The organism is Bradyrhizobium sp. KZN70725 (genome assembly GCF_055264925.1).
Genome location: NZ_JBUYWT010000038.1, coordinates 55551 through 80017, shown reverse-complemented (window position 1 = coordinate 80017; position 24467 = coordinate 55551). Strand labels below are relative to the sequence as shown.

General features: G+C 66.0%; 25 protein-coding genes. 16 read left to right on the top strand and 9 right to left on the bottom strand.

The window, feature by feature from the left end:
- Window positions 1–147: 147 nt before the first annotated feature.
- Window positions 148–990: a methyltransferase domain-containing protein gene (locus ACZBJS_RS29335; RefSeq protein WP_316395901.1), complete on the bottom strand. Its 843-nt coding sequence runs from the start codon at window positions 988–990 to the stop codon at window positions 148–150.
- 77 nt (window positions 991–1067) lie between these two features.
- Here ACZBJS_RS29335 and ACZBJS_RS29330 point away from each other — a divergent pair, with 77 nt between their 5' ends.
- The 5 genes from ACZBJS_RS29330 (at window position 1068) to ACZBJS_RS29310 (ending at window position 4075) form a co-directional block, all read left to right on the top strand.
- Window positions 1068–1877, top strand: a complete 810-nt coding sequence (locus tag ACZBJS_RS29330; RefSeq protein ID WP_316395902.1) for a ComF family protein — start codon at window positions 1068–1070, stop codon at window positions 1875–1877.
- Between the two features lie 29 nt (window positions 1878–1906).
- The gene (gene grxC, locus ACZBJS_RS29325) at window positions 1907–2179 is read left to right on the top strand and encodes a glutaredoxin 3 (RefSeq protein ID WP_463439622.1); all 273 of its coding nucleotides are present in this window, start codon (window positions 1907–1909) and stop codon (window positions 2177–2179) included.
- A complete protein-coding gene (locus ACZBJS_RS29320; RefSeq protein WP_057015555.1) occupies window positions 2179–3054 on the top strand; it encodes a carbon-nitrogen hydrolase family protein in 876 nt (291 codons plus the stop codon). The genes grxC and ACZBJS_RS29320 overlap by 1 nt, the downstream gene beginning before the upstream one ends.
- On the top strand, window positions 3051–3521 hold the full coding sequence (locus ACZBJS_RS29315; protein ID WP_316395903.1) for a DUF1178 family protein: 471 nt from the start codon (window positions 3051–3053) through the stop codon (window positions 3519–3521). Before ACZBJS_RS29320 ends, ACZBJS_RS29315 begins: the two co-directional genes overlap by 4 nt.
- A gap of 113 nt (window positions 3522–3634) precedes the next feature.
- A complete protein-coding gene (locus tag ACZBJS_RS29310) occupies window positions 3635–4075 on the top strand; it encodes an EamA family transporter (RefSeq protein WP_463439621.1) in 441 nt (146 codons plus the stop codon).
- Here the strand turns inward: ACZBJS_RS29310 and ACZBJS_RS29305 are convergent, their stop codons facing one another.
- The 3 genes from ACZBJS_RS29305 to ACZBJS_RS29295 form a co-directional block, all read right to left on the bottom strand.
- Window positions 4076–4975, bottom strand: a complete 900-nt coding sequence (locus ACZBJS_RS29305) for an EamA family transporter (RefSeq protein WP_316395913.1) — start codon at window positions 4973–4975, stop codon at window positions 4076–4078.
- Between the two features lie 256 nt (window positions 4976–5231).
- Window positions 5232–6002: a bifunctional 2-polyprenyl-6-hydroxyphenol methylase/3-demethylubiquinol 3-O-methyltransferase UbiG gene (gene ubiG, locus ACZBJS_RS29300; RefSeq protein ID WP_463439620.1), complete on the bottom strand. Its 771-nt coding sequence runs from the start codon at window positions 6000–6002 to the stop codon at window positions 5232–5234.
- Window positions 6003–6016: 14 nt separating this feature from the next.
- Window positions 6017–6484 carry a PH domain-containing protein gene (locus ACZBJS_RS29295; protein ID WP_057015559.1) on the bottom strand — a complete coding sequence of 156 codons (468 nt, stop codon included), beginning with the start codon at window positions 6482–6484 and terminating at the stop codon, window positions 6017–6019.
- A 209-nt stretch (window positions 6485–6693) separates the two neighbouring features.
- Here ACZBJS_RS29295 and ACZBJS_RS29290 point away from each other — a divergent pair, with 209 nt between their 5' ends.
- From ACZBJS_RS29290 to prfA, 3 genes are all read left to right on the top strand, one after another.
- Window positions 6694–7950 (top strand): aspartate kinase, encoded by a 1257-nt coding sequence (locus ACZBJS_RS29290; protein WP_057015560.1) that lies wholly within the window; start codon window positions 6694–6696, stop codon window positions 7948–7950.
- 420 nt (window positions 7951–8370) lie between these two features.
- Entirely contained in the window at window positions 8371–10638 is a 2268-nt protein-coding gene (ptsP, locus tag ACZBJS_RS29285) for a phosphoenolpyruvate--protein phosphotransferase (RefSeq protein ID WP_028343590.1), read from the top strand.
- A 57-nt stretch (window positions 10639–10695) separates the two neighbouring features.
- Entirely contained in the window at window positions 10696–11775 is a 1080-nt protein-coding gene (gene prfA / locus ACZBJS_RS29280) for a peptide chain release factor 1 (RefSeq protein ID WP_018269196.1), read from the top strand.
- Window positions 11776–11809: 34 nt separating this feature from the next.
- Here prfA and ACZBJS_RS29275 read toward each other — a convergent pair whose 3' ends face one another.
- On the bottom strand, window positions 11810–12280 hold the full coding sequence (locus ACZBJS_RS29275) for a MarR family winged helix-turn-helix transcriptional regulator (protein WP_463439619.1): 471 nt from the start codon (window positions 12278–12280) through the stop codon (window positions 11810–11812).
- Between the two features lie 144 nt (window positions 12281–12424).
- Window positions 12425–12865, bottom strand: a complete 441-nt coding sequence (locus ACZBJS_RS29270; RefSeq protein WP_316395905.1) for a hypothetical protein — start codon at window positions 12863–12865, stop codon at window positions 12425–12427.
- Window positions 12866–13157: 292 nt separating this feature from the next.
- Between ACZBJS_RS29270 and ACZBJS_RS29265 the strand changes: the two genes are divergently transcribed.
- The 4 genes from ACZBJS_RS29265 to ACZBJS_RS29250 all read left to right on the top strand — a co-directional run bounded on the left by ACZBJS_RS29265 (window position 13158) and on the right by ACZBJS_RS29250 (window position 18069).
- On the top strand, window positions 13158–14513 hold the full coding sequence (locus ACZBJS_RS29265) for a substrate-binding protein (protein WP_076824712.1): 1356 nt from the start codon (window positions 13158–13160) through the stop codon (window positions 14511–14513).
- Window positions 14514–14627: 114 nt separating this feature from the next.
- Complete coding sequence (locus ACZBJS_RS29260; protein WP_316395906.1) at window positions 14628–15503, top strand: branched-chain amino acid ABC transporter permease; 876 nt, start codon at window positions 14628–14630, stop codon at window positions 15501–15503.
- Window positions 15504–15517: 14 nt separating this feature from the next.
- Window positions 15518–17374: a branched-chain amino acid ABC transporter ATP-binding protein/permease gene (locus tag ACZBJS_RS29255; RefSeq protein WP_463439618.1), complete on the top strand. Its 1857-nt coding sequence runs from the start codon at window positions 15518–15520 to the stop codon at window positions 17372–17374.
- Window positions 17371–18069 (top strand): ABC transporter ATP-binding protein, encoded by a 699-nt coding sequence (locus ACZBJS_RS29250; RefSeq protein WP_316395908.1) that lies wholly within the window; start codon window positions 17371–17373, stop codon window positions 18067–18069. The genes ACZBJS_RS29255 and ACZBJS_RS29250 overlap by 4 nt, the downstream gene beginning before the upstream one ends.
- 241 nt (window positions 18070–18310) lie before the next feature.
- Here the strand turns inward: ACZBJS_RS29250 and ACZBJS_RS29245 are convergent, their stop codons facing one another.
- A complete protein-coding gene (locus ACZBJS_RS29245) occupies window positions 18311–18736 on the bottom strand; it encodes an HIT domain-containing protein (RefSeq protein ID WP_463439617.1) in 426 nt (141 codons plus the stop codon).
- 105 nt (window positions 18737–18841) lie between these two features.
- On the opposite strand from ACZBJS_RS29245, the gene prmC reads away from it, so the two are divergent.
- Both prmC and ACZBJS_RS29235 read left to right on the top strand, forming a co-directional pair.
- The gene (gene prmC / locus ACZBJS_RS29240; protein ID WP_316395909.1) at window positions 18842–19729 is read left to right on the top strand and encodes a peptide chain release factor N(5)-glutamine methyltransferase; all 888 of its coding nucleotides are present in this window, start codon (window positions 18842–18844) and stop codon (window positions 19727–19729) included.
- Window positions 19730–20210: 481 nt separating this feature from the next.
- A complete protein-coding gene (locus ACZBJS_RS29235) occupies window positions 20211–20981 on the top strand; it encodes a DUF4167 domain-containing protein (RefSeq protein ID WP_057015569.1) in 771 nt (256 codons plus the stop codon).
- Between the two features lie 66 nt (window positions 20982–21047).
- On the opposite strand, the gene ACZBJS_RS29230 is transcribed toward ACZBJS_RS29235, so the two are convergent.
- On the bottom strand, window positions 21048–21800 hold the full coding sequence (locus ACZBJS_RS29230; RefSeq protein ID WP_028343579.1) for a class I SAM-dependent methyltransferase: 753 nt from the start codon (window positions 21798–21800) through the stop codon (window positions 21048–21050).
- 185 nt (window positions 21801–21985) lie between these two features.
- On the opposite strand from ACZBJS_RS29230, the gene gloB reads away from it, so the two are divergent.
- Window positions 21986–22753: a hydroxyacylglutathione hydrolase gene (gloB, locus tag ACZBJS_RS29225; RefSeq protein ID WP_092083095.1), complete on the top strand. Its 768-nt coding sequence runs from the start codon at window positions 21986–21988 to the stop codon at window positions 22751–22753.
- The gene (locus tag ACZBJS_RS29220; protein ID WP_253638096.1) at window positions 22753–23184 is read left to right on the top strand and encodes a cupin domain-containing protein; all 432 of its coding nucleotides are present in this window, start codon (window positions 22753–22755) and stop codon (window positions 23182–23184) included. The genes gloB and ACZBJS_RS29220 overlap by 1 nt, the downstream gene beginning before the upstream one ends.
- A 271-nt stretch (window positions 23185–23455) precedes the next feature.
- On the opposite strand, the gene yddG is transcribed toward ACZBJS_RS29220, so the two are convergent.
- Complete coding sequence (gene yddG, locus ACZBJS_RS29215; RefSeq protein WP_057015572.1) at window positions 23456–24328, bottom strand: aromatic amino acid exporter YddG; 873 nt, start codon at window positions 24326–24328, stop codon at window positions 23456–23458.
- Window positions 24329–24467: the final 139 nt, after the last annotated feature.

Below are 24467 nucleotides of genomic sequence, written 5' to 3'. Positions count from 1 at the left end.
CCTCGCTGCCATCGACAAACCTCCGCCCATCAACCCCAGCCGTCGGAAATCAACCATCTCACCTGACCAGATGGAGCTCCGCTATGCCTGAATTTCCCCGGACACCCCTGCCGCAAGCGGGAGAGGGAGCCCTTGCGTCGTGCGTCCCTAGCGCTTCGTCCCCTTCACCGCCGCCTCAAGGCTCGCCTTCGCCGACCCTGGCTTGAGCGGCTTCGGCTGGCTTTCATGCGGCGCCCAGCCGGACAGCCAGACGATGTCGAAGGTGGCGCGGATGCGGCCGTCGGGATCGGCGAAGCGTTCGCCGTAGATCTGCGCCATCCGCAGCATGGTGGCGCGGCGGGTCAAGGTATGGCGGCGCTCGCGCAGCACATTGGTCGCACCCATGCGTCGCAGGTCAGCCATCAGCGCGAACGCGCTTGAATAGCGCACCACGACGCGGTCGACGTCGGTGACCGGCAGCGCGAAGCCGGCCCGCTGCAACAGCGCGCCGATATCGCGCAGATCGGCGAACGGTGCGACGCGCGGCGACGCCCCGCCCTCGCATTCCGCCTCCGCCGCGGCAAAGCTTTGCCGCAGCTCGGTCAGCGTATCGCCGCCGAGCATCGAAGCGAGCAGCAGCCCGTCCGGCTTCAGCGCCCGGCGGAGCTGCGCCAGCACGCCCGGCAGATCATTGACGAACTGGAAGGCCAGCGCGGAGACCACAAGATCGAGCGACTCCGGCGCCAGACCGAGCGCTTCCGCCTCGCTGAAACCGATCGCATCGACCGCGGCGACACGCCCGCACAGGACGTCCGCGAGCCCGACACCCGGCGTCCAGACATCGGCCGCAGCCGAAAAGCTGCGCGATACCGCCTGCAAGCGGTCCGCCATGTCTTCGCTGGCACGCTCGAGCAGGAATGTCGCCGCGCCCTCGCGCCGCGCGCGCGCCAGCCGCGCGCCGAGCAAGGCGCGGTCGAACAGGATGGGGGCTGAGGGCGGGTTCGGTGTCATGCCGCTGGTTACGCCGGACCGCCGCCGCAGGCAATGCGCCTTGAGCCGGCGTTGCTCAAACGCTAGCCTCGCCCGCCATGGACGCCGAGGCATCACCGACACGCTCCATTACCGGTCACGTCCAGCGCGCGCTTGGCGCGATCGGGGGCGCGTGGCTGCGCACGGCGCGGCTGGCGCTCGATATCGCGCTGCCGACGCTATGCGTTTCGTGCCGCGAGCCGGTCGATGGCGAGGGGGTGTGCGCGGCCTGCTGGGCCAGATTGTCGTTCATCGCGCCGCCGTTCTGCCCGCGGCTCGGGATTCCCTTCGTCTACGATCCCGGGCCCGAGTTGCTGTCGATGGAGGCGATCGCCAATCCGCCGGCCTACAGCAGAGCCCGCGCCGCGGTGCGCTATGACGATGTCGCGCGCACGCTGGTGCACGCATTGAAATACCAGGATCGCACCGATCTGGCGCCAACAATGGGTCGCTGGATGGCGCGGGCGGGGAAGGAATTGCTCGCCGACGCCGATCTGCTGGTTCCGGTTCCTCTGCATTGGCGGCGCGGCTGGAGCCGGCGCTACAACCAGTCCGGGGCGCTCGCCAAGGTGATCGCGCGCCAGAGCGGCGTCAAAATGGCTGCCGAAGCGCTGCGGCGCATCCGCGCCACCGAGCAGCAGATCGGGCTGTCACGCAAGGACCGCGCCAGCAATGTGCAGGGCGCATTCGGGGTCGCCGATGAACGCAAGGCTGACGTCCAGGGCCGCCGCGTGATCCTGGTCGACGACGTCCTGACCTCGGGCGCGACAGTGGATGCCTGCGCGCGGGCGCTGCTCCGCGCCAAAGCCGCGCAGGTCGACGTGCTGGTGTTTGCCCGGGTTGTCGATACCCACCGCGCTCCCATATAATCTGACATTCTGGTTCAACCGAGCGCACCATGACCGCTGCCATTGAAATCTACACCCGCCCGGGCTGCGGTTATTGCAGCGCGGCCAAATCGCTTTTGACGCGCAAGAACGCCGCGTTCACCGAATTGAGCGTCGCCAGCAACCCGGCCTATCGCGACGAGATGTATGGCCGCGCCGGTGTCGGCTCGACCTTCCCGCAGATCTTCATCGGCAAGACCCATGTCGGCGGCTGCGACGAGCTCTACGCGCTCGACCGCGAGGGCAAGCTCGACGGCCTGCTCAGCAACGGAGGCGGCGCCTGATGACGGAGAACATTTTCACCGCCGCCATGGTGCAGATGCGCACCGGATTGCTGCCGGAGCCGAGCCTCGAGCAGGGCACGCGGCTGATCCGCGAGGCGGCGGCGCAGGGTGCCAAGTACGTGCTGACCCCTGAGGTCAGCAACATGATGCAGCTCAACCGCAAGGCGCTGTTCGAGCATTTGGCGAGCGAAGAGGACGACCAGTCGCTGAAGGCGTATCGCGCGCTGGCCGCCGAGCTGAAGATCCACCTGCATATCGGCTCGCTGGCGCTGCGCTACTCGCCGGAGAAGGCGGTCAACCGCTCGTTCCTGATCGGGCCCGAGGGCAATCTGCTCGCGAGCTACGACAAGATCCATATGTTCGATATCGATTTGCCGGGCGGCGAGAGCTACCGCGAATCGGCCAATTATCAGCCCGGCGAGACGGCCGTGATCTCCGACCTGCCCTGGGGCCGGATCGGACTGACGATCTGCTACGACGTGCGCTTCCCGGCGCTGTACCGCGCGCTGGCCGAAGCCGGCGCATCGTTCCTCACCGTGCCGTCCGCCTTCACCCGCAAGACCGGCGAAGCGCATTGGCACACGCTGCTGCGCGCCCGCGCCATCGAGACCGGCTGCTTCGTGTTCGCAGCGGCGCAGGCCGGCCTGCATGAGAACAAGCGCGAGACCTTCGGACATTCGCTGATCATCGACCCCTGGGGCGAGATCCTCGCCGAGGGCGGCGTCGAGCCGGGCGTGTTCCTGGCCGAGATCGATCCCGCCAAGGTCGAGACCGCACGCAAGACCATTCCCTCGTTGCAGCATGGCAGGCGTTTCGGCATTGCCGACCCCAAGGCCGGCCCGGAACATCTGCACCTCGTCCGGGGTTCGGCATGATCCGCTACACGCTGCGCTGCGAGCGCGGCCACCAGTTCGAGAGCTGGTTCCAGAGCTCCTCGGCCTATGAATCGCAGGAGCGGCGTCACCTGATCGATTGCCCGTCCTGCGGCTCAAGCGAGATCGAGCGCGCGATCATGGCGCCGCAGGTCGTCAGCAAGAAGGGCCGCGAACCGGCCCAGCCGGCGCTGGCCGCGCCCGTCGAAGCGACCGGCAATGAATCGACGTCGCTGATGATGGCGCAGGAGCGCGAGCTGCGCAGCAAGCTGAAGGAGCTGCGCGACCACATCGTGAAGAACGCCGACAATGTCGGCGACCGCTTCCCCAACGAAGCGCGCAAGATGCACTACGGCGACATCGAGCACCGGCCGATCTACGGCGAAGCCTCGCCCGAAGAGGCCCGCGCGCTGATCGACGAAGGCGTCGAGGTCTCGCCGCTGCCGACGCTGCCGGAAGACCGAAATTGACGCGCAGCGTCATTCCGGGGCACGCGAAGCGTGAACCCGGAATCTCGCGCCGCAACCTCGAGATTCCGGGTTCGGTGCTGCGCACCGCCCCGGAATGACAATCTGGGACGAGCATGACCCCCGATTCATTCTCCTCCTGGCAGGTCTGGGCGTTTCTTTCCGCCGCCTTCGCCGCGCTAACCGCGATCTTCGCCAAGGTCGGCGTCGAGGGCATCAACTCCGATCTCGCCACCCTGATCCGCACCGTGATCGTCCTGATCACGCTGTCGGCCATCCTGTTCGCGACCGGGCAGTTTACCCAGTCCGGGCCGATCTCGGCGAAGAGCTGGCTGTTCCTGCTGCTGTCCGGGCTCGGCACCGGCGCGTCGTGGATCTGCTATTTCCGCGCGCTCAAGCTTGGACCAGCCACACTCGTCGCACCGATCGACAAGCTCAGCGTGGTGCTGGTGGCGCTGTTCGGCGCCGTCTTCCTCGGCGAGCGCCCCTCGGCCTATGGCTGGCTTGGGATCGCGCTGATCTCGGCGGGCGCGGTGCTGATCGCGGTGAAGGGGTAATTACGCGGCGATCAAGAGCGCGACGCCGATCACGATCAGGACGATGCCGAACACCTCGCGCAGCGAGAACGGCTGCTTGAGCGAGAAATAGGCCACGCCCTGCGCGAACAGCACCTCGATCAGCGCCAGCGTGCGCACATTGGCGGCGGCGGTGAGCGCGAACGCCAGGAACCAGAATTGCGATGAGAACGCGCCCATGAAGCCCGCGAACATCGAGGGCCGCCACAGCTTGAGGATCGACCTCAGCACGTCGGGCGCGCGCAGCGACAGATAGACCGACAGGATCAGCGTCTGCACGAGGAGGCTCCACATCAGCGTGTAGGAGGCCGCCGTGACAAATGAGACTGAGGGCACCGCGATGATCGCGCCGCGAAAGCTCACCGCCGAGATCGCGAACACTGCGGCGGCGCCGAGGCCGAGCACGGTCGGGCGCAGGTCGGCAAAGCTCTTCTGCCCGCCGGGCCGCAGCGCGGTGATGACGACGCCGATGGTCGCGATCACGATCGCGATCATCTTGGTCGTCGTTAGATGGTCGCCGAGGAAGATGAAGCCGAAGATCGCGGTCTGGATCGCCTCGGTCTTCATGTAGGCCGTGGTGACCACGAAAGAGCGGTCGTTCATCGCCAGCAGCATGAAGCCGGTGCCGACGATCTGGCTGAGCGCGCCGGTCACCAGCCACGGCCAGAACGACGATGGCGGCCACGGCACGCGATCGCCGGTCAGCAGCACCGCCAGCGCGAAGAACACCACCGAGAACGGCAGGCCGAACAGGAAGCGGATATTGGTCGCGCCCCAGGTCCCGAGCGGCCCGGTCAGATGCCGCTGCATCGCATTGCGCGCCACCTGCCCGAACGCAGCGACGATGGTGAAGGGGATCCAGAGCGAGGCGATCGTGAACATGGGGGATAAGGAAAGCATGCCGGCGGGAGTACACGCCCAGCGTGCCGATTGCCGCTGACGCGGTCAACCGAGTGGGCGCATGACAGGCCTGCGCGATGTCCACAAACTTCCGTAGCCCGGATGAAGCGAAGCGCAATCCGGGGCCAGCTCATCCGCGGACGAAGCAGTCCCGGATTACGCTACGCTCCATCCGGGCTACGCATTCTGTGTTCGCAGGGACGACACCTGTTGTGTGGCCGAGGCCGTGACACTCAACTCACACCTCTTCCGCCACCACCATGTAGTTCACGTCCATGTCGGTCGACACGGTCCATTTGTCGGCGAGCGGGTTGTAGACCACGCCGGCCTGCTCGGTGACGGTGAGGTTGACGTCGCCGAGATAGCGCTCGAGCTCGGCGGGGGTGACGAACTTGCTCCACTCGTGGGTGCCGCGCGGCAGCCAGCGCAGCACGTATTCGGCGCCGACGATCGCCAGCGCAAAACTCTTCAAGTTGCGGTTCAGGGTCGAGACCACCATCAGCCCGCCGGGCTTGAGCATGACAGCGCAGCGCTTGATGAAGGCGCCGACGTCATTGACGTGCTCGACCACCTCCATCGCCAGCACGATGTCGAAGCGCTCGCGGGCGTCCATCTCCTCCGCCGTGGTGCAGCGGTAGTCGATCGACAGATGGCCCTTGTCGGCGTGCAGCTTCGCGGCAGCGATGTTGGTGGCGGACGGATCGATCCCGATCACCTGGGCCCCTAACCGCGTGAACGGCTCGCACAACAGGCCGGCGCCGCAGCCGATGTCGAGCAGGCGCAGGCCGGACAGGCAGCTGAGGCTCTTGGCGTTGCGCTCGAACTTGCGGCAGGCCGCGTCGCGGATATAGGTCAGGCGCAGCGGGTTGATCTTGTGCAGCGGCGCCATCTTGCCGCGCGGATCCCACCATTCATCGGACAGTTTCGAGAATTTCGCGACCTCGGCCGGATCGACCGAGCTAGCGGAGGCATTGGCGGAGGAACCGGAAAGAGTTGATTGCGTGGCCATGATTGCGCGCGCCCCTATCGCGCGGTGATCGAATTGCGGAACGACAGCGGCGCGGCGATGGTCCTGATGGTCTCGATGCCCTCGCCGACGCCGCGGATGGTGACGTCGCCATAATTGAGCAGGCGCCCCATGATGCTCTGGTTGACGTCGACGCTCTCGACCTTGTCGAGGCTCATCTCGAAGGTGCGCCGCTTGATGAAGCCGCTCTTGTGCACCACGCGGAAATTGGTGACGTCGGTTTCGGTGGTCCAGCGGTGGAACCAGGCCGCGGCGGTCCAGTACAGCGCCGCGACCGCGACCACGGCGGCGGCCGCAAAGCAGGCCATCACGAGGCCGTCGACCGTCGTCATCCGCGACAGGATCAAGAGCGCCAGCACCACGATCCAGGCCCCGATCGCCGGCAGATAGAACATCCAGTGCGCATTGGTGGAATACAGCACCTTCTCGCCAGGCTGCAGGATCTCGTCGATATAACGTCCCATCCAATCCGCCTTCGAGTTGCCCCGTGTTACCCGTGCGCCACAACCCGCCCGCAACCGGTCAAAACACCCCCAAAAGACACTCGAGGGCCCCCTACCTACCGGCTTGCCCCCGGGCGCGGCGCTATGTATACGCGCGTTTCGGTCCCCGCGCTTGCGGTTTTCGGCGTGGGTTAACCTACTTATCCTCTTAAAGGAATAGACGCGTCGTCATGGGCCGCCTCGTGATGAAATTCGGCGGTACATCCGTCGCCAATATCGATCGTATCCGCAACGTCGCGCAGCATGTGAAGCGCGAGGTCGACGCGGGCCACGAGGTCGCCGTCGTCGTCTCCGCGATGTCCGGCAAGACCAATGAGCTGGTGGCCTGGTGCACCGATGCCTCGCCGATGCACGACGCGCGCGAATATGACGCGGTGGTCGCCTCCGGCGAACAGGTCACTTCGGGCCTGCTCGCGATCGTGCTGCAGGGCATCGGCATCCAGGCGCGCTCCTGGCAGGGCTGGCAGATCCCGATCAAGACCTCGGAGGCGCATGCCTCGGCGCGCATCCTCGATATCGACGGCACCGAGATCATCACCCGCTTCAAGGAGCGCAAGGAAGTCGCCGTGATCGCCGGCTTCCAGGGCATCAATCCCGACACCGGCCGCATCACCACGCTCGGCCGCGGCGGCTCGGACACCTCGGCGGTGGCGATCGCCGCCGCGCTGCGCGCCGACCGCTGCGACATCTACACCGACGTCGACGGCGTCTACACCACCGATCCCCGCGTGGTGCCGAAGGCGCGCCGGCTCGACAAGATCGCCTTCGAGGACATGCTGGAACTGGCCTCGCAGGGCGCCAAGGTGCTGCAGGTTCGCTCGGTGGAACTCGGCATGGTGCACAACATGCCGATTTTCGTGCGCTCCAGCTTCGACAAGCCAGAGGATATCGACCCGCACGCCAACCAGCCGCCGGGCACGCTGATCTGCAGCGAGGAGGAAATCATGGAAATGCACGTCGTCACCGGCATCGCCTTCTCCAAGGACGAAGCCCAGATTTCCGTGCGCCAGATCGAGGACAAGCCTGGCGTCGCCGCCGCGATCTTCGGGCCGCTCGCGGATGCCAATATCAATGTCGACATGATCGTGCAGAACGTGTCCGAGGACGGCAAGACCACCGACCTCACCTTCACCGTTCCGGCCGGCGACTATAACCGCGCCAAGGACACGATTACCGCCGCCAAGGCCAAGATCGGCTACGCCCGCGTCGATACCGCGACCGACGTCGCCAAGGTCTCGGTGATCGGCAGCGGCATGCGCAGCCATGCCGGCGTCGCGGCCAAGGCGTTCAAGGCGCTGGCCGACCGCAACATCAACATCCGCGCCATCACCACCTCCGAGATCAAGTTCTCGGTCCTGATCGACGCCGCCTACACCGAACTCGCGGTCCGCACGCTGCACACGCTGTACGGCCTCGACCAGGCGTAGGCGCGACCGGCAGGGGCAGGGCTCGCTCCGCTGTCATTCCGGGGCGATGCGACAGCATCGAGTCCGGAATCTCGAGGTTCCGGGTTCGCCGCTTCGCGACGCCCCGGAACGACGAGACCGAGCACTGGCCGTGCTCCCCAGCCGCGCCCCGGAGTTAGAATTTCTCTTAGCGGGCGCAGCATTGGGCTGACGCAGACGTTATTTGCTACTGGCAGGCGTTTTGCTTGGCAAAGCAAGCCTCGATTGGCTATACGGCCAGTCAGGTAGGCTGTCGCAAACTGTGGCACAGTTTAGTGATCCCGAATCGGCGGGAACTGGCGAGCGGCGACGCCGAATGATTAAAATTGTTGTTTTTGACGAGTTTTGCGCCAACGGCCGGCCGCACCGGTGCGCTGGCTACGTGGGGAGGGACTGAAACATATGCGGAGCGCGTCGGGAGGCCCCCGCATCCTGTTGAGACGGCTCCGCGAGACCATGGCGGAGCAAGTCTCCGCCCAGGAGCGGCTCGACAAGATCGTGGTGCTGATCGCGGCCAACATGGTGGCCGAGGTCTGCTCCTGCTACGTGCTGCGCATCGACAACACCCTCGAACTCTATGCCACCGAAGGTCTGAACCGCGACGCCGTCCACCGCACGGTGATGAGCGCGCATGAAGGCCTGGTCGGCCTCGTCGCCAGCGAGGCGACGCCGCTCAACCTGTCCGACGCGCAAAGCCATCCCGCCTTCGCCTACCGCCCGGAGACCGGCGAAGAGGCCTACCACTCGTTCCTCGGCGTGCCGATCCTGCGCGCCGGCAACACGCTCGGGGTGCTCGTGGTGCAGAACCGCGCCAAGCGCACCTATGTCGAGGAAGAAGTCGAGGCGCTGCAGACCACCGCCATGGTGCTGGCGGAGATGATCGCCTCCGGCGAGCTTGCCGCGCTGGCGCAGCCCGGCGCCGAGCCCGCCGCGCGGCACTCGCTGCACAAGACCGGCGCGGTGCTCTCCGACGGCATCGCGCTCGGCCACGTCGTGCTGCACGAGCCGCGCGTCGTCATCACCAACTACATCGCCGAGGATCTGCCGAAGGAGATCAAGCGGCTCGACACTGCGCTCGCCAATCTGCGCGCCGATCTCGACCGCATGCTGGAGCGCGGCGACGTCGCCGACGGCGGCGAGCACCGCGAGGTGCTGGAAGCCTACCGCATGTTCGCCAACGACCAGGGCTGGTCGCACAAGCTGCACGAGGCGGTCGCCACCGGCCTCACCGCGGAAGCCGCCGTCGAACGCGTGCAGTCCGACACCCGCGCGCGCATGCTGCGCTCGACCGATCCCTATCTGCGCGACCGCCTGCACGACCTCGAGGATCTCGGCCATCGCCTGATGCGGCAGCTGGTCGGCCAGGACCATGCGCCGTCGCGCGAGCAGCTGCCCGACAACGCCATCCTGATCGCCCGCGCGATGGGCCCGGCGGCGCTGCTCGACTATGACCGCAAGCGGCTGCGCGGCCTGGTGCTGGAGGAAGGCACCGCGAATTCCCACGTCTCGATCGTGGCGCGCGCGCTCGGCATTCCCGCGGTCGGCGAGGTGCCGAACGCGCCCGGCATCGCCGACCCGGGCGATGCCATCATCGTCGACGGCATTTCCGGCGAGATCTATGTCCGCCCCTCGACCGAGATCGAATCCGCCTATGCCGAGCGTGTCCGGTTCCGGGCGCGGCGGCAGGCGCAATATTCGGCGCTGCGCGACAAGGCCTGCGTGACCAAGGACGGCCAGCCGATCGAGCTTCTGATCAATGCCGGCCTGACCATCGACCTGCCGCATATCGACGACACCGGCAGCGCCGGCATCGGCCTGTTCCGCACCGAATTGCAGTTCATGGTGAGCCCGAACCTGCCGCGCTCCAGCGACCAGCTCGCGCTGTACCGCACCGTGCTCGACGCCGCGGGCTCCAAGCCCGTCACCTTCCGCACGCTCGACATCGGCGGCGACAAGGCGCTGCCCTATATGGAGACCGTGATCGAGGAAAATCCCGCGCTCGGCTGGCGCGCGATCCGGCTCGGCCTCGACCGTCCCGGCCTGCTGCGCGGCCAGATCCGCGCGCTGCTGCGCGCCGGCGGCGGCCGCGCGCTGAAGATCATGTTCCCGATGATCTCGGATATCGCCGAGTTCGACCAGGCCAAGGCGATCGTCGAGCGCGAGTTGACCTATCTGCGCCAGCACGGCCATTCGCTGCCCGAGCGGATCGATATCGGCACCATGGTCGAGGTGCCGGCGCTGCTCTACCAGCTCGACGAACTCCTGAAGAAGGTCGACTTCGTCTCGGTCGGCTCCAACGATCTGTTCCAGTTCCTGTTTGCTGTCGACCGCGGCAATGCCAAGGTCTCCGAACGCTTCGACATCCTCTCGGCGCCGATCCTGCGCGCGCTGCGCGACATCGTGCGCAAGGCTAAGGCGGCGAAGAAGGCCGCCTCGCTGTGCGGCGAGATGGCCTCGAAGCCGATCGGCGCGCTGGCGCTGATCGCAATCGGCTACCGTTCGCTTTCATTGTCGGCAACTGCGCACGGCCCGGTCAAGGCGTTGATCCTCGACCTCGACGCCAAGAAGGCCGAGGCGATGATCAATCCGCTGCTGGATGCGCCGGTCGGCAGCGTCTCGATCCGCGCGGCGCTGACGAAGTTTGCGGAAACTGAGGGGCTGGCCTTGTAGCGACGCTGCCGTCGCCGCTGCCGCCCTTCCGTACCTTCCGCAATTCGAGATACCGCCATGCTACCCGAAGCCAAACTCGACGTCCTGCTCGCCCATCATGCCTCGCTCGAGGCCGAGCTGCTCGGCGAGGTCAAGTCCGAGCGCTATGTGCAGATCACGCGCGAGCTCGCCGAGCTCAACCCGTTGATCGACGCGGTGAAGCTCTATCGTTCCGCACGTAGCGAACTCGCCGATACCGAGGCGATGCTGGCGGATGCCGGGACCGACGCCGAAATGCGCAGCATGGCGGAAGCCGAGCTGGAAACGCTGCAGGCGCGGCTCGGCGAGCTCGAGCAGCAGATCCGGATCGCGCTGTTGCCGAAGGACGCGATGGACGACCGCAACGTGATGCTGGAAATCCGCGCCGGCACCGGCGGCGACGAGGCCTCGCTGTTCGCCGGCGACTTGTTCCGGATGTATGAGCGCTTCGCATCCTTGCAGGGCTGGAAGGTCGAGGTGATTTCGGCGAGCGAAGGCACCGTCGGCGGCTACAAGGAAATCATCGCCGAGGTGCAGGGCCGCGGCGCGTTCGCCAAGCTGAAATTCGAATCCGGCGTGCACCGCGTGCAGCGCGTGCCCGACACCGAGACGCAGGGCCGCATCCACACCTCGGCCGCCACGGTCGCCGTGCTGCCGGAGGTCGAGGACGTCGACGTCGATATCAAGGACACCGACTTGAGGATCGAGACCATGCGCGCGGGCGGCGCCGGCGGCCAGCACGTCAACAAGACCGAATCGGCGATCCGCATCACCCATCTGCCGACCGGCATCGTGGTGATGATGCAGGACAGCCGCTCGCAGCACAAGAACCGGGCGTCGGCGATGAACATCCTGCGCTCGCGCATCTACGATGCCGAACGCCAGCGCGTCGAGGCGGCGCGCTCCGCCGACCGCAAGGAGAAGGTCGGCTCCGGCGACCGCTCCGAGCGCATCCGCACCTATAATTTCCCGCAAGGACGCGTCACCGACCACCGCATCAACCTGACGCTCTACAAGCTGCCGCAGGTGATCGCGGGCGAAGCGCTCGGCGAATTGATCGACGCGCTGACCACCGAGCACCAGGCGGCACAGCTCGCCGCGCAGGGCGCCGCGGCCTGACGCGCGCCGCCGCTTGCGCCGGCGGATGCTGCACTCAGTCCTCTTCGGAAGACGGCGAAGACTTCAGCAAGCGGCGCAACGCCGGGCTCGCGACGCGGCGCAGTTCCTCGATGTTCTTCTTCGAGACCGCCTGGAGCTTCTGCTCACCCTTTGCCGTCAGCTTGAGCTGAACCCGCCGCGCGTCGTCGGGATCGGCAAGGCGGCTGACCAGCCCGAGCTTTGCCATGCGGTTCATCAGTTCGACGGCGGAGTGATGCCGGATCAGCAGGAACCGGGCGATGTCGCCGACGGTCGGCGGACCGGGATCGACGAAACCCTTGATGCCGAGCAGCGCCTGATGCTGCCGCGGCGTCATTCCGGCCTTCCGGGCGCCCTCCTCGCTGAAGGCGAGAAACCTGCGCAACTCGTAGCGAAACTGCGCCAGCGCCCGGTAGTCCACCGTCGCGGCCACGGGCTTGCGTTTGGTTGCGCCGGCGAGCGCTCGTCGTTGCTTTGGTTGCGGCATTCGATCGTCCTGCTGCTGGCTCGCTCCGCCGGACGGCAGACGCCGTGCAACGCTATCAAGCCCGCGCCGAACGCACCATACTACCGGTCGCCCTTCCACTCATGTTTCAACGGTTTGACGATCGAGCGGCGGGGCCGCGCAAGCTCAGGGCTGCGGCCAGTGATCGTAGGTCGAGCTCAATATTTTCAGCAGCACGATCTGGAACGCGACCGGAATCCGCGGGCTCCTGCGGCGAATGGATTTCTCCAGCGCCTCGGTGATCTCGCTCCTGGTGAGATGCCCGGCCGAGGCACGCGCGACCAGATCGCCCCAGACCTCCGACAACGACTTGCCGGTGTGATGCGGAGACGGGATCGTTATCCCGCGCGTCTCGGCCCAAGCGATGATCTCGCGCATGGTTTGCCGTCCGCAATTTCGCGCCGTCGCGAGATGGCGCGCGGTGAGCAGGCGCAGCAGATCGTCCGGCGGCGTCCAGCCCACCTTCGGCGGCACTTCGTCGAGCAGCTCGACCGCCAGTTCCTTCAGGACGTTGATCGCGCGAATGCTCAGGCTGCCCGATTGCCCGGCGCCACCGTGCTCGGACACGACGTGCTCTCCGGCACCTCCGGTGCGACTTGAAGGCTCCTGGATCATCGCTCCCTCACTTACAGGACCCGCCCCCGGTCGGTAAACCCTCGATACATCGTAGAACGATATAAATTCTATCGTAGGTCGATATGATTCGACGAAAGGTGACATTGACTAAATATGCCGGTGGGGAATTGTAGCTGTGACAGGCTGCTCGATTGCAGCCGGCGCATCGTGCCGCCGATCGATCCGATCAGGCGACGAGTGAGCATGCGCGCCAACAATCAATATAATTGGAGGATACTGAGCGATGAGCACCAAGGATTTTCGGCCGGGCAGTGCCCCGAACGTTTCGCGCCGCACTTTGCTGCAAGCCGGCGCGGGCCTGATCGGCGGCAGCGTGCTGCCGGCCTCGATCGCATCGCGGGCCTTCGCCGAGGACCACCCGGCGATCGGAACCTATCCCGCGGGCTCGTCGGGCTCTTCGGCGTTCATCGGCATCTCGGTCCCGCGCACCGGCACCTATGCGGTGCAGGGCGAGGATGAGCTCAAGGGCTATCAGCTCGCGATCGAGCACATCAACAGCGGCCACGAGCTGATCAAGAAGATCTCGCCGAAGACCAGCAAGGGCGTGCTCGGCAAGGAGCTGAAGTTCGGCGTCGCGGATTCCGCGGCGAAGCCGAACGAGGCCGTGCAGGCGCAGCAGCGCTTCATCTCCGAGAACAAGGCGGTGATGATCACCGGCGGCACGTCGAGCGCGGTCGCGGTGGCGCTGAACAAGCTGGCGCAGCGCGAGAAGGTGATCTTCGTCTGCGGCATTTCCGGCTCCAACGACACCACCGGCAAGGATTGCGTGCGCTACGGCTTCCGCCAGAACTTCTTCGGCCAGACCGCCGCGGCGGCGATCGCGCCGGTGCTGATCAAGCAGTTCGGCAAGAACAAGAAGGCCGCCTACCTGACGCCCGACTATACCTACGGCCACACCGTCACCAAGTCGATGCAGGACTACCTCGCCCAGGCGGGCTGGACCACCGTCACCAACCAGGTCTCGCCGCTCGGCGCGCCGGACTATTCGTCCTATCTGCTCAACGTCGCGAACTCCGGCGCCGACGTGCTGATCAACGTCAACTGGGGTCACGATGCCGTGCTGTCGACGCAGCAGGCCAAGCAGTTCGGCGTGCTCGACAAGATGAAGCTCGTGGTGCCCTACCAGGTGCCGTTCATCGCCCGCGAGACCGGCGGCCTGATGCAGGGCGTCTACGCCGCGACCGACTATTGGTGGACCATCGAGGACAAATATCCGCTGGCCAAGATGTTCAACGAGGCCTTCGAGAAGAAGTACGGATACAAGCCGGAATGGGGCGCCGAGAATGCCTATGTCAGCTTCGCGCACTGGGCCCGCATGGTCGAGGAGGCCGGCAGCTTCTATCCGCCCGACGTCATCAAGGCCTATGAGAAGGGCGAGACGCTGCCTTCGCTTGTCGGCGACGTCCACTATCGCCCCGAGGATCATCAGTGCGTCCGCCCCGTCGTCATCGTCCGCGGCAAGATGGAAAAGGAGATGAAGAACAAGGAGGACTATTACGAGGTGATCGAGATCGTCCCCGGCGACGGTCTGATGCAGAAGCCGGATGCGTTCGGCTGCCATCTCGGCGACTACACCTGATTAACGTGGGAAGACTCGGCGCCGTGGGCGGGGCGACCCGGCCCGCGGCGCCGCTTTTCTCGGAGCGCATCCTCCACTGACCGGGCCAGGTATACGGCTAAGTGAACGCGCGTCATGATCCACTGGCCAAATTTCGTCTCGCAACTTTTCAACGGACTGGCGCTCGGCGCGCTGCTCGCGCTGATCAGCTCCGGATTGACGATCATCTACGGCACACTCGGGGTGCTCAACCTCGCCCACGGCGCCATGTTCATGATCGGCGGCTACGCCGGATACGTGGCCTATTCCTACACCGGCTCGTTCATTCTCGCCGTGATCGCGGGCTCGCTGTTCGTGATGGTGCTCGGGATTGCGATGGAGCGGATCATCATCCGCCACTTCTACCACCGCCCGCATGAGGACCAGCTGCTGGTCACGTTCGGCCTCGGCATCTGCTTCGTCGAGATCGTGCGGCTGATCTTCACCAGCCAGTCGCAGGTGGTGCCGCCGCCGGCGCTGCTGCAGGGCATCACCTCGCTCGGCTTCCTGTTCTACCCGACCTACCGGCTTGCGGTCGTCGGCATCGTCGCGGTCGCGCTCGGCGCGCTGTTCCTGATCCTGTACCGCACCCGGCTCGGCATGATCGTGCGCGCCGGCATCGAGGATTCGGTGATGGTCGATTCGCTCGGCATCAACGTCTACCGCGTCTTCATGATCGTGTTCGGCATCGGCGCGATGGCCGCAGGCTTCGCCGGCATCATCAATGCACCGGTGGTGTCGCTGACGCCGGGTGTCGGCGACGACATCCTGGTCGAGACCTTCGTGGTGGTGGTGATCGGCGGCGTCGGCTCGTTTCCCGGCGCCATCCTCGGCGGGCTGATCGCCGGCGAGATCATCAGCATCACCTCGATGTTCAACCCCGGTTACGCCTACGTCATGCTGTTCGCGGCGATGACGCTCGTGCTGGTGCTCAGACCGCACGGCCTGCTCGGCACGCAGGGCCGCGAATGACGACGGATATTTAGATGCTTAAACAGCGCCCATACCTGATCGAATTCCTGACGGCCGCCGGACTGATCGTCGCGCCCTTCGTGCTGCCGTGGCTCGGCTTCGCGCCCAACACGGTGAACCGGATCCTGGTCTGGGGTCTGTTCGGCCTCGGCTTCGACATCCTGTTCGGCTTCACCGGCCTGCTGTCGTTCGGCCAGTCGGCCTTCTACGGCACCGGCGGCGTTGTCGCCGCCTGGCTGCTGACGCGCGCCGGCTTCCCGTACGTCGTGCTCGCGCTCGTCATCGGCATGATCGCGGCCGCCGCCACCGGCTATCTGATCGGCCTGATCGCGCTGCGTCGCACCGGCATCTACTTCGCGATGATCACGGTGGCGATCGCCGAGGTGTTCTTCTTCGTCGAGTTCAATCCGCTGTCGGACTTCACCGGCGGCGAGAACGGGCTGCCGGGCGTACCGACCCCGAGCTTCAGTCTCGGCTTCACCACGCTGCACTTCACCACCGGCTGGTCGCTCTACCAGTTCCTGGCGCTGTGCTACTTCATCGGCGTCGTGATCGCGCTGCGCATCGTGCGTTCGCCGGTCGGCGCCGTGTTCAGCGCGATCCGCGACAACCCGCTGCGCGCCACCGCGGTGGGCCACAACATCCACGGCTACAAGCTGACCGCCTTCGTGATCGCCGCCGCCTATGCCGGCTTTGCCGGCGGGCTGCTCGGCGTGCTGCAGGCCTTCATGCCGCCCGACGCGTTCACCTTCGACACCTCGGGCCAGCTCGTGATGCAGACCGCGATCGGCGGCCGCGGCACGCTGTTCGGGCCGCTGGTCGGCGCCGCGGTGTGGCTGTCGCTGCAGGACTTCCTGCAGGCGGCGCTCGGGCTCGGCGCGGCCTGGAAGCTCGTGCTCGGCATCGTGTTCGTGCTGCTGGTGTGCTTCCTGCGCCGCGGCATCATCGGCGGCCTCGCCGATCTTTACCGCCTCCTGACCGGACAGCGCGGCGCCAAGGAGCCGGAGGAGAGCGCACCCGAGGTCGTCGCCGTGGCAAGCGAGCGGCACGCCACGGCGCCCGCCGCGCCGAAGCCGGTGGCGGCTCGCGCCGGCGGCAATCCGTCCGGCCCGATCCTCCAGGCCAGGGGCCTGACCAAGCGCTATGGCGGCCTGCTCGCCAACAGCGACATCGACTTCACCGTCAATCACGGCGAGCTGCGCGGCATCATCGGCCCGAACGGCGCCGGCAAGTCGACCTTCTTCAAGATGCTGACCTGCGAGGTGCATCCGACCTCGGGGACCATCCTGTTCGAGGGCCGCGACATCACCGGCATGAATGTCACCGACGTCTGTCAGCTCGGCCTGACCAAGAGCTACCAGGTCAACCAGCTGTTCATCGGGCTGACGGTGCGCGAGAATCTGGTGATCGCGGCGCTGTCGGCGCTGCGCGGCAAGTTCAAGCTCGACCTGTTCCGCAGCATCGACAGCATTCCCGGCCTGTCCGAGCGCGTGCAGCAGACGCTCGAGCTGGTCAATCTCACATCGAGGCCGGATACGCCGGTGTCCGAGCTCGCCTATGGCGAGAAGCGGCGGCTGGAGATCGGGCTGGCGCTGGCGACGTCGCCGAGCCTGTTGCTGCTCGACGAGCCGCTGGCCGGCATGAGCCCGCGCGAACGCGTCGAGACCGTCAAGCTATTGAAGTCGATCAGCCAGGGCCGCACCATGATCATCATCGATCACGACATGGATGCGCTGTTCGAGCTCGCCGAGCGCGTCACCGTGCTGCAGGAGGGCCGCGTGCTGGTCGAGGGAACGCCGGAAGAGATCAAGAACAACTCGACCGTCCAGGAAGCCTATCTTGGCGGCGTGCATGGAGTGCTCGCCGCATGAGCCTGCTCGAGGTCAACGGACTGAACAGCTATTACGGGGATTCCCATATCCTGTTCGACGTCTCGATGCGCGTCGAGCGCAACGAGGTGGTGGCGCTGCTCGGGCGTAATGGCGCCGGCAAGAGCACGACGCTGAAGAGCCTGATGGGCGTGGTGACCCCGCGCCGCGGCTCGGTGATGTTCGACGGCATCGAGATCTCCGGCCGGAAGAGCCACAAGATCGCGCAAGCCGGCATGCAGCTGGTCCATGAGGAGCGCCGTATCTTCGGCAGCCTGAGCGTCGAGGAGAACCTCGTGATCGCCGGCCTGACCGCCTCGCAGCGCTGGCCGCTCGACCGCATCTACGAGATGTTCCCGCGGCTGCGCGAGCGGCGCGGCAACCGCGGCACCGACCTGTCGGGCGGCGAGCAGCAGATGCTGGCGATCGCGCGCGCCTTGGTACGCGATCCCAAGATCATCCTGCTCGACGAGCCGTTCGAGGGCCTGGCGCCGGTGATCGTGCGCGACCTGATGAAGGCGTGTCGCGATCTCGCCGAGGCCGGACAGACCATCGTGCTGGTGGAGCAGAACCTCGCCGCGACGCTCGCGCTGGCGCAGCGCATCTACATCATCAACAACGGGCACATCGTCCATGAAGGGCCGGCGCAGGAGATCAAGGCGCAGCCCGATGTTCTGCAGCGCTATCTCGGGGTTTAGGGCGCGTCACTTTCTCCGCCGTCATTGCGAGCCAACGGGTCGCGCGAACGCACGCCCGATGACAGGCTCCGCGAAGCAATCCATCGGTCCGCATGCGCGGATGGATGGATTGCTTCGTCGCTACAGCGCAAAATTGCTTTACAAATTTTGTCGCGAGCTCCTCGCAATGACGAACTCGATATTGCGCATGGCCTCTCGGGATAGGGATTACGGCATTCCCGCGTCGGACCGGGCCATCCGCTCACCCACCCAGCGCCGCGATCATCCGCCTGGCGTGATCGGCGAGCACATCCATCTCCGCCTTGACGGTCTGCGCCGGCAGCAGTGCGACGCCGGCCTTCACCGGCATCACATGCATGTGCAGGTGAAACACCACCTGACCGCTGGCGGGCTCGCTGAACTGCTGGATGATGATGCCGTCGGCCGCGAACGCCTTCATCGCGGCGATGGCGATGCGCTTGGCCGACCGCGCCACCGCGGCGAGGTCGTCTTCCGCGATGTCGAGGATGCCGCGCGCGGGCGCCTTCGGAATCACCAGGGTATGTCGCGGCGATCGCGGCATGATGTCGAGAAAGGCAAAGGTCCGGTCGGTCTCGTAGACCTTGAAGCTCGGGACCTCGCCGCGCAGGATCCTGGCGAAGATGTTCTGATCGTCATAGCCCGTCATGGTCGCGCGTTCCGGATCGCTAGGTTCAGATTCTGACCGTGCGCGCCGGCCGCACGGGGCGCAAGTGATATCGACGCCGCATCGACCATCGGCTAACAACGCGCCATGAGCGAACCCGCAGGACATGGCCAGACTGTCGAGAGCATCAGGCGCAGCCTCGCCGCCCGCCTCAAGGCGGCCGGCCACGACGCCGCCGAGCTCGATGCGCGACTGCTGGTCGGCGCCGTGCTGGGGCTCGATCTGACCGGCATGATCACCGGCGCGAAGCGCGCGCTGACGAGGGACGAAGCCGATCGCCTCGAGCACCTCGCGCAGCGCCGCCTCGCCGGCGAACCGGTCGCGCGCATCCTCGGCGTCAAGGAGTTCTGGGGACTGCCGCTGCACCTGTCCGCCGCGACGCTGGTGCCGCGCCCGGACACCGAGACGGTGGTCGAGCGCGCACTCGAACTGCTGCGCGCCGACGGGGTGGCCGAGCGCGCCTTGCGGATCGCCGATCTCGGCACCGGTTCTGGCGCGATCCTGCTGGCGCTGCTCTCGGAACTGCCGAACGCGCATGGCTTCGCCACCGACATCTCGACGGAGGCGCTGCAGACCGCGAGCCGCAACGCCACCGCGCTCGGATTCGCCGATCGCACGACATGGATCGAGTGCGACTACGGCCGCGGGCTCGTCGGCGCGTTCGAGCTGATCGTGTCCAATCCGCCGTACATCCCCTCGGCCGACGTCGCCGGACTCGACATCGAGGTGCGCGCGCATGATCCGCGCGCGGCGCTCGACGGCGGTGCCGACGGGCTCGACGCCTACCGCGCGCTGATTTCGCAATCTGCGGGTCTTTTGACCTCAGGAGGATTTCTGGTTGTGGAAGTCGGACAGGGTCAGAGCGGCGACGTTGAAGCGCTGATGACGGCATCCGGGTTATCCCCAACGGGGCCGCCAAAGGCCGATCTGGGGGGCATCCCGAGGGCCGTTTCCGCCCGCCGGCTGCCCCGATAAAGTCCTATTGGAACGAAAAAAAACCTCTTGGATTATCCCCCGGGAACGACTACGTTCCGGGCACAACATCGGTGCTGGCCCCGTAATCCGTTACGGGTGATGACCAGGGTTCAGCAGAGCCCGCCGATCGAAAGGTTCCAGGAACGCAGGTCATATAGAGCGCAATAGCCGAAGCTGTGCTGCTCTCGACCGCCAAGCGAACGAAAGCCTGTTATTGCGCTTGAAGACTTACGCACGAGAACTGAGCCTGTCTCAACGGGCGGAATGATTTGGTCGCTGGCGCGATTGCCGGCGGTTGGGGAACGCGTCTTTGCTGCACGCGACTTTGCTGAACGAGATGGTCGGCGACATCGAAACCACTTCGAACGGTATTGCGATTCCGTGTGCCTAGGCGCGCGCCGAATCGGACTCTGGGAATCGGACTTCTGAGAAATCGGACTGTGGACTGCAATAACTTCAGGGCTGGAATAAAAGGCGACAGATGAGAAACGGTCAGAACAACAAGCGGATGCGCAACCGGAATAACAACAACAATAACAACAACAATAACCGGCGCGGCCAGAATCCCCTGACACGGGTGTACGAATCGAACGGACCTGACATCAAGATCCGCGGCACGGCCTCCCACGTGGCCGAGAAATACGTTCAGCTTGCGCGCGATGCGCGCTCCTCCGGCGATCCGGTGGCCGCTGAGAACTACTACCAGCACGCCGAGCACTACTACCGGATCATCGCGGCCGCGCAGGAGCAGTTCCGGCAGAATCAGCAGCCGCCGCGACCCGACGCCGAGGTCACCCCGACCGAAGACGGCGACGACGACAGCGACGGCTATTCGAGCTTCGGCCAGGAGCCGGGCTTCGTGCCGCAGCAGCAGCAACCTTTCATGCGCGACAACGGCCAGCAGCCGTACCAGCGCGAGCAGCAGCAGCCGCGCGAGCATCGCGAGCGCGACCAGCAGCCGCGTGAGCACCGCGAGCGCGAGCATCGTCCGCAGCCGCAATATCAGCCGCAACCGCAGAACCAGCCGCAGCCCGCGATGGCCGATGCCGGCGGCGTCGATCGCCTGCCCTCGTTCATCACCGGCGGCGCGCAGCCACAGGTCAACGGCGCCTATGAAGGCAATAATGGCGGCGCAGAACGCGGCGAACGGAGCGAGCGCTTTCCGCGCCGCCGCCGCCGTCCGCACGGCCCGCGCCCCGACCTGGCGACGCAGCCCGCACCGAGCGACGACTTCAATCCGGGCAACGAGTAATCCTGAAAATCTGTCACCCTCCCTTCACGGGGAGGGTGAATTGTCCGCGTCACGCCTCGGGTCGTGTTACGACTCTGCGTGAGTCGATTTGCGCGTCGCCGTCGAGGACGGCACCAGCACCGGACGCAATGACGGGATCAGCTGCGTGCGCTCGCGACGCGCGGGAATCGCCCGATAGACCTGCTTGGTCGCCTCCACGATATGCACGCCGGCGAACGGCATCGACAGCGCCGCGCCGACCCGCTCCCACGCCATCGCCGAGCGCAGGAACCAGCTGCCCTGCACCGGCGGCATGAACAACGCCTCGCCCCACGACGACGGCGTGAACCAGGTCTGCCGCAACAGCTGCGTGATCTGCGCCCGCGAATAGGGCCGGCCATGGCCGAACGGCGTGGCGTCGGTGCGCGTCCAGACGCCGCGGCGGTTCGGGATGATCGCGATGAGCCGCCCCGACGGCGAGAGCACCCGCCACACCTCGCGCAGCAACCGCTCCGGGTCATCGGACATCTCCAGCGCGTGCACCAGCAGCACGCGGTCGACCGCGGCATCCGGCAGCGGCATCGAGAATTCGTCGATCAAGGTGGCCAGCGCCGGCCGGCCGGTCGGCCATTTCAGCACGCCCTGGGCCGCCGGCATGAAGGCGATGCAGCGCTCGCAGGACTCACGGAACAGGCCGAGATAGGGGGTCGGATAGCCGAGGCCGAGCACGCGCTGGCCTTCCGCGTTCGGCCACCGCGCGCGGATACCCCGGTTGATCAGCTGCCGCGCCACGATGCCGAGGCGCTGCGAATAGAAGTCGCGCAGGTCGATGACGTCCATGGTGTTTAGCCTAACACGCCCCCTGCTGCCCGGGTGCGCCGAAAATTGCATTGCCGCCGGAGCGTTAACGCCATATTTCACCCCTATATTGGGCGCGTTAAAAGCATGACCCGGGAAAGTCGATACCGGTCTTTCGAATACATCATGCTTTGAAAATGTCCGTCCCGTTTGTTCGTGGAGATATCATGACCGCCGAAATTCGCACCTTCAGCTGCCTCACCGACAATTTCGGGTATTTGATCCACGATCCCGCGACCAAGGCGACCGCGTCGATCGACGCGCCGGAAGCCGGCCCGATCATCAAGGCGCTGGAGCGCGAAGGCTGGACGCTGACGGATATCCTGATCACCCATCACCACGGCGACCATGTCGGCGGCGTCGCCGAGCTGAAGCAGAAATATGGCTGCCGCGTCGTCGCCCCGCACGACCAGTCGGCCAAGATCGCCAATGTCGATCTGCGCGCCGCCAATGCCGATGTCATCAAGGTCGGCAGCCTGCTCGCACGCGTGGTCGAGACGCCCGGCCATACGCTCGATCACATCTCCTATGTGTTCGACGGCGAGAAGGCGGTGTTTGCCGCCGATACGCTGTTCTCGATCGGCTGCGGCCGGGTGTTCGAGGGCACCTACCCCATGATGTGGGATTCGCTGCTGAAGCTGCGCTCGCTGCCGGACGATTTCCGTCTCTATTGCGGCCATGAATATACCGCTGCGAATGTGAAATTCGCGCTCACCATAGAGCCCGACAATCCGGCCCTGCAGAAGCGGGCCGAAGAGGTCACAAAGCTGCGCGCCGAGAACAAGCCGACGATCCCGGTGCTGCTCGGCGACGAGAAGAAGGCCAACGTGTTCCTGCGCGCCGACGAGCCGGCGGTGGCGGCAAAGCTGCACATGAAGGGCGCCGACCCGGCGCTGGTGTTCGGCGAGCTCCGCGAGCGCAAGAACAAGTCGTGATGGCCGACCTCTCGGCGGCCGACATCATCGCGCGGCTCGCGCTGCAGCCGCATCCCGAAGGCGGGCACTATCGCGAGACGTTTCGCGACGCGCGCGGCGACGCCAATGGCCGTGCGCATTCGACCGCGATCTACTTCCTGCTGGCGCGCGGCGAGCGCTCGCATTGGCACCGCATCGACGCCGTCGAGATGTGGCACTATTACGCCGGCGCGCCGCTGACATTGCGGATCGCGCAGGACGGCGGCCCACATTCGATCACGCTCGGGCCGGATGTGGCGCGCGGCGAGCAGCCACAGGCAATCGTGCCGGCGCACGCCTGGCAGGCCGCCGAAAGCAACGGCGACTGGACGCTGGTCGGCTGCACCGTCGCGCCGGGATTCGAGTTCGCGAAGTTCGAGCTGGCGCCAAAGGGCTGGGAGCCCGCTTCTTAAGAGCTTTTTCCCGTCATCCCCGCGCAAAGGCTTCGCCTTTGTCGCTGGAGGTGCGAGCCTTGCGGCGCAATTGCGCCGCTGGGCGAGCCTCGAAGGATGAATCGGCCACAGACGGGGCCGTCGACCCTTCGAGACGGCCGCGTTGCGGCCTCCTCAGGGTGACGGTGAAACAGTAGCAACAACCCTCTTCGTAGGATGGGTAGAGCGCAGCGAAACCCATCAATTCCTATCTACTCTGCGGGATGATGGGTTTCGCTTCGCTCTCCCCATCCTACGTTCTTTTTCTCAGCACCATGTCCTTTGCCGCGATCAGCCCGCCGCCGGCGATCAGGATCGCGGCGATCGCGATATTGGCACTCGGCTTGGCAAACCCCGCTGCTATCAGGAACGCGGTCGAGAGCAGCGGCGTGGCATAGGAGGCGGCACCGAGCACGCGGATGTCGCCGCGCTTCATGCCGATATCCCAGGCGAAGAACGCGGCCCCCACCGGACCGATGCCGAGCGCGACGACGGCAAGCCACTGCAGCGGCGTCGCGGGCCACACCGTCGTCTCCACCATCATGTGCACCAGCGCCGCAAGCACGGCGGTCGCGAGGCAGAAGCCGGCCACCGCATCGGTCGGCACCGCCTTGAGCCGGCGCGACATCACCGAATAGGACGCCCAGACGAACGCCGCGACAAAGGCGGCCGCGAAGCCTGGAATCTGCTCTTTTGTGAAGGCGCCGGTGTTGCCGGCGAACAGCAGCACGGTGCCGGCGAGCCCGAGCAGCGCGCCGACGATGTGATGCACCGCAAGCCGCTCGCCCGGCAGCAGCGACGAGAACAGCACGATCAACAGCGGCCAGAGATAATTGAGCAGCCCGGCCTCGGCCGGCGGGGCGAAGCGCAGCGCCAGGAAATACAGCGCGTGATAGCCGAACAGCCCGCCGACGCCGACGACCCAGGCGACGAGCGGTTGCTTCAACGCGCCGAAGGCTGATGGACGCAACAGGAAGCTCGCGAACGCCACCGCGGCGCCGATCGCAAAGGTCATGGCCGCGAGCTGGAACGCCGGGATCGTCCCGGTCGCGACCGTCATGACCGACAGCAGCGACCACATCAGGATGGCGGTCAGTCCGACAAGGGTGGCAGTTCGGGTCGTCATCTCAATTCAATCCGTCGTGGCCGGGCATGACTATCCAAAGGATGGCGGTCTGAAGCCGCTCGCCGATGTCCCGGCCGGCCACGTCTTCCTTCGCGTGTGGCGCGTTGTAAAGACGAAAATGCCCGGCACAAGGCCGGGC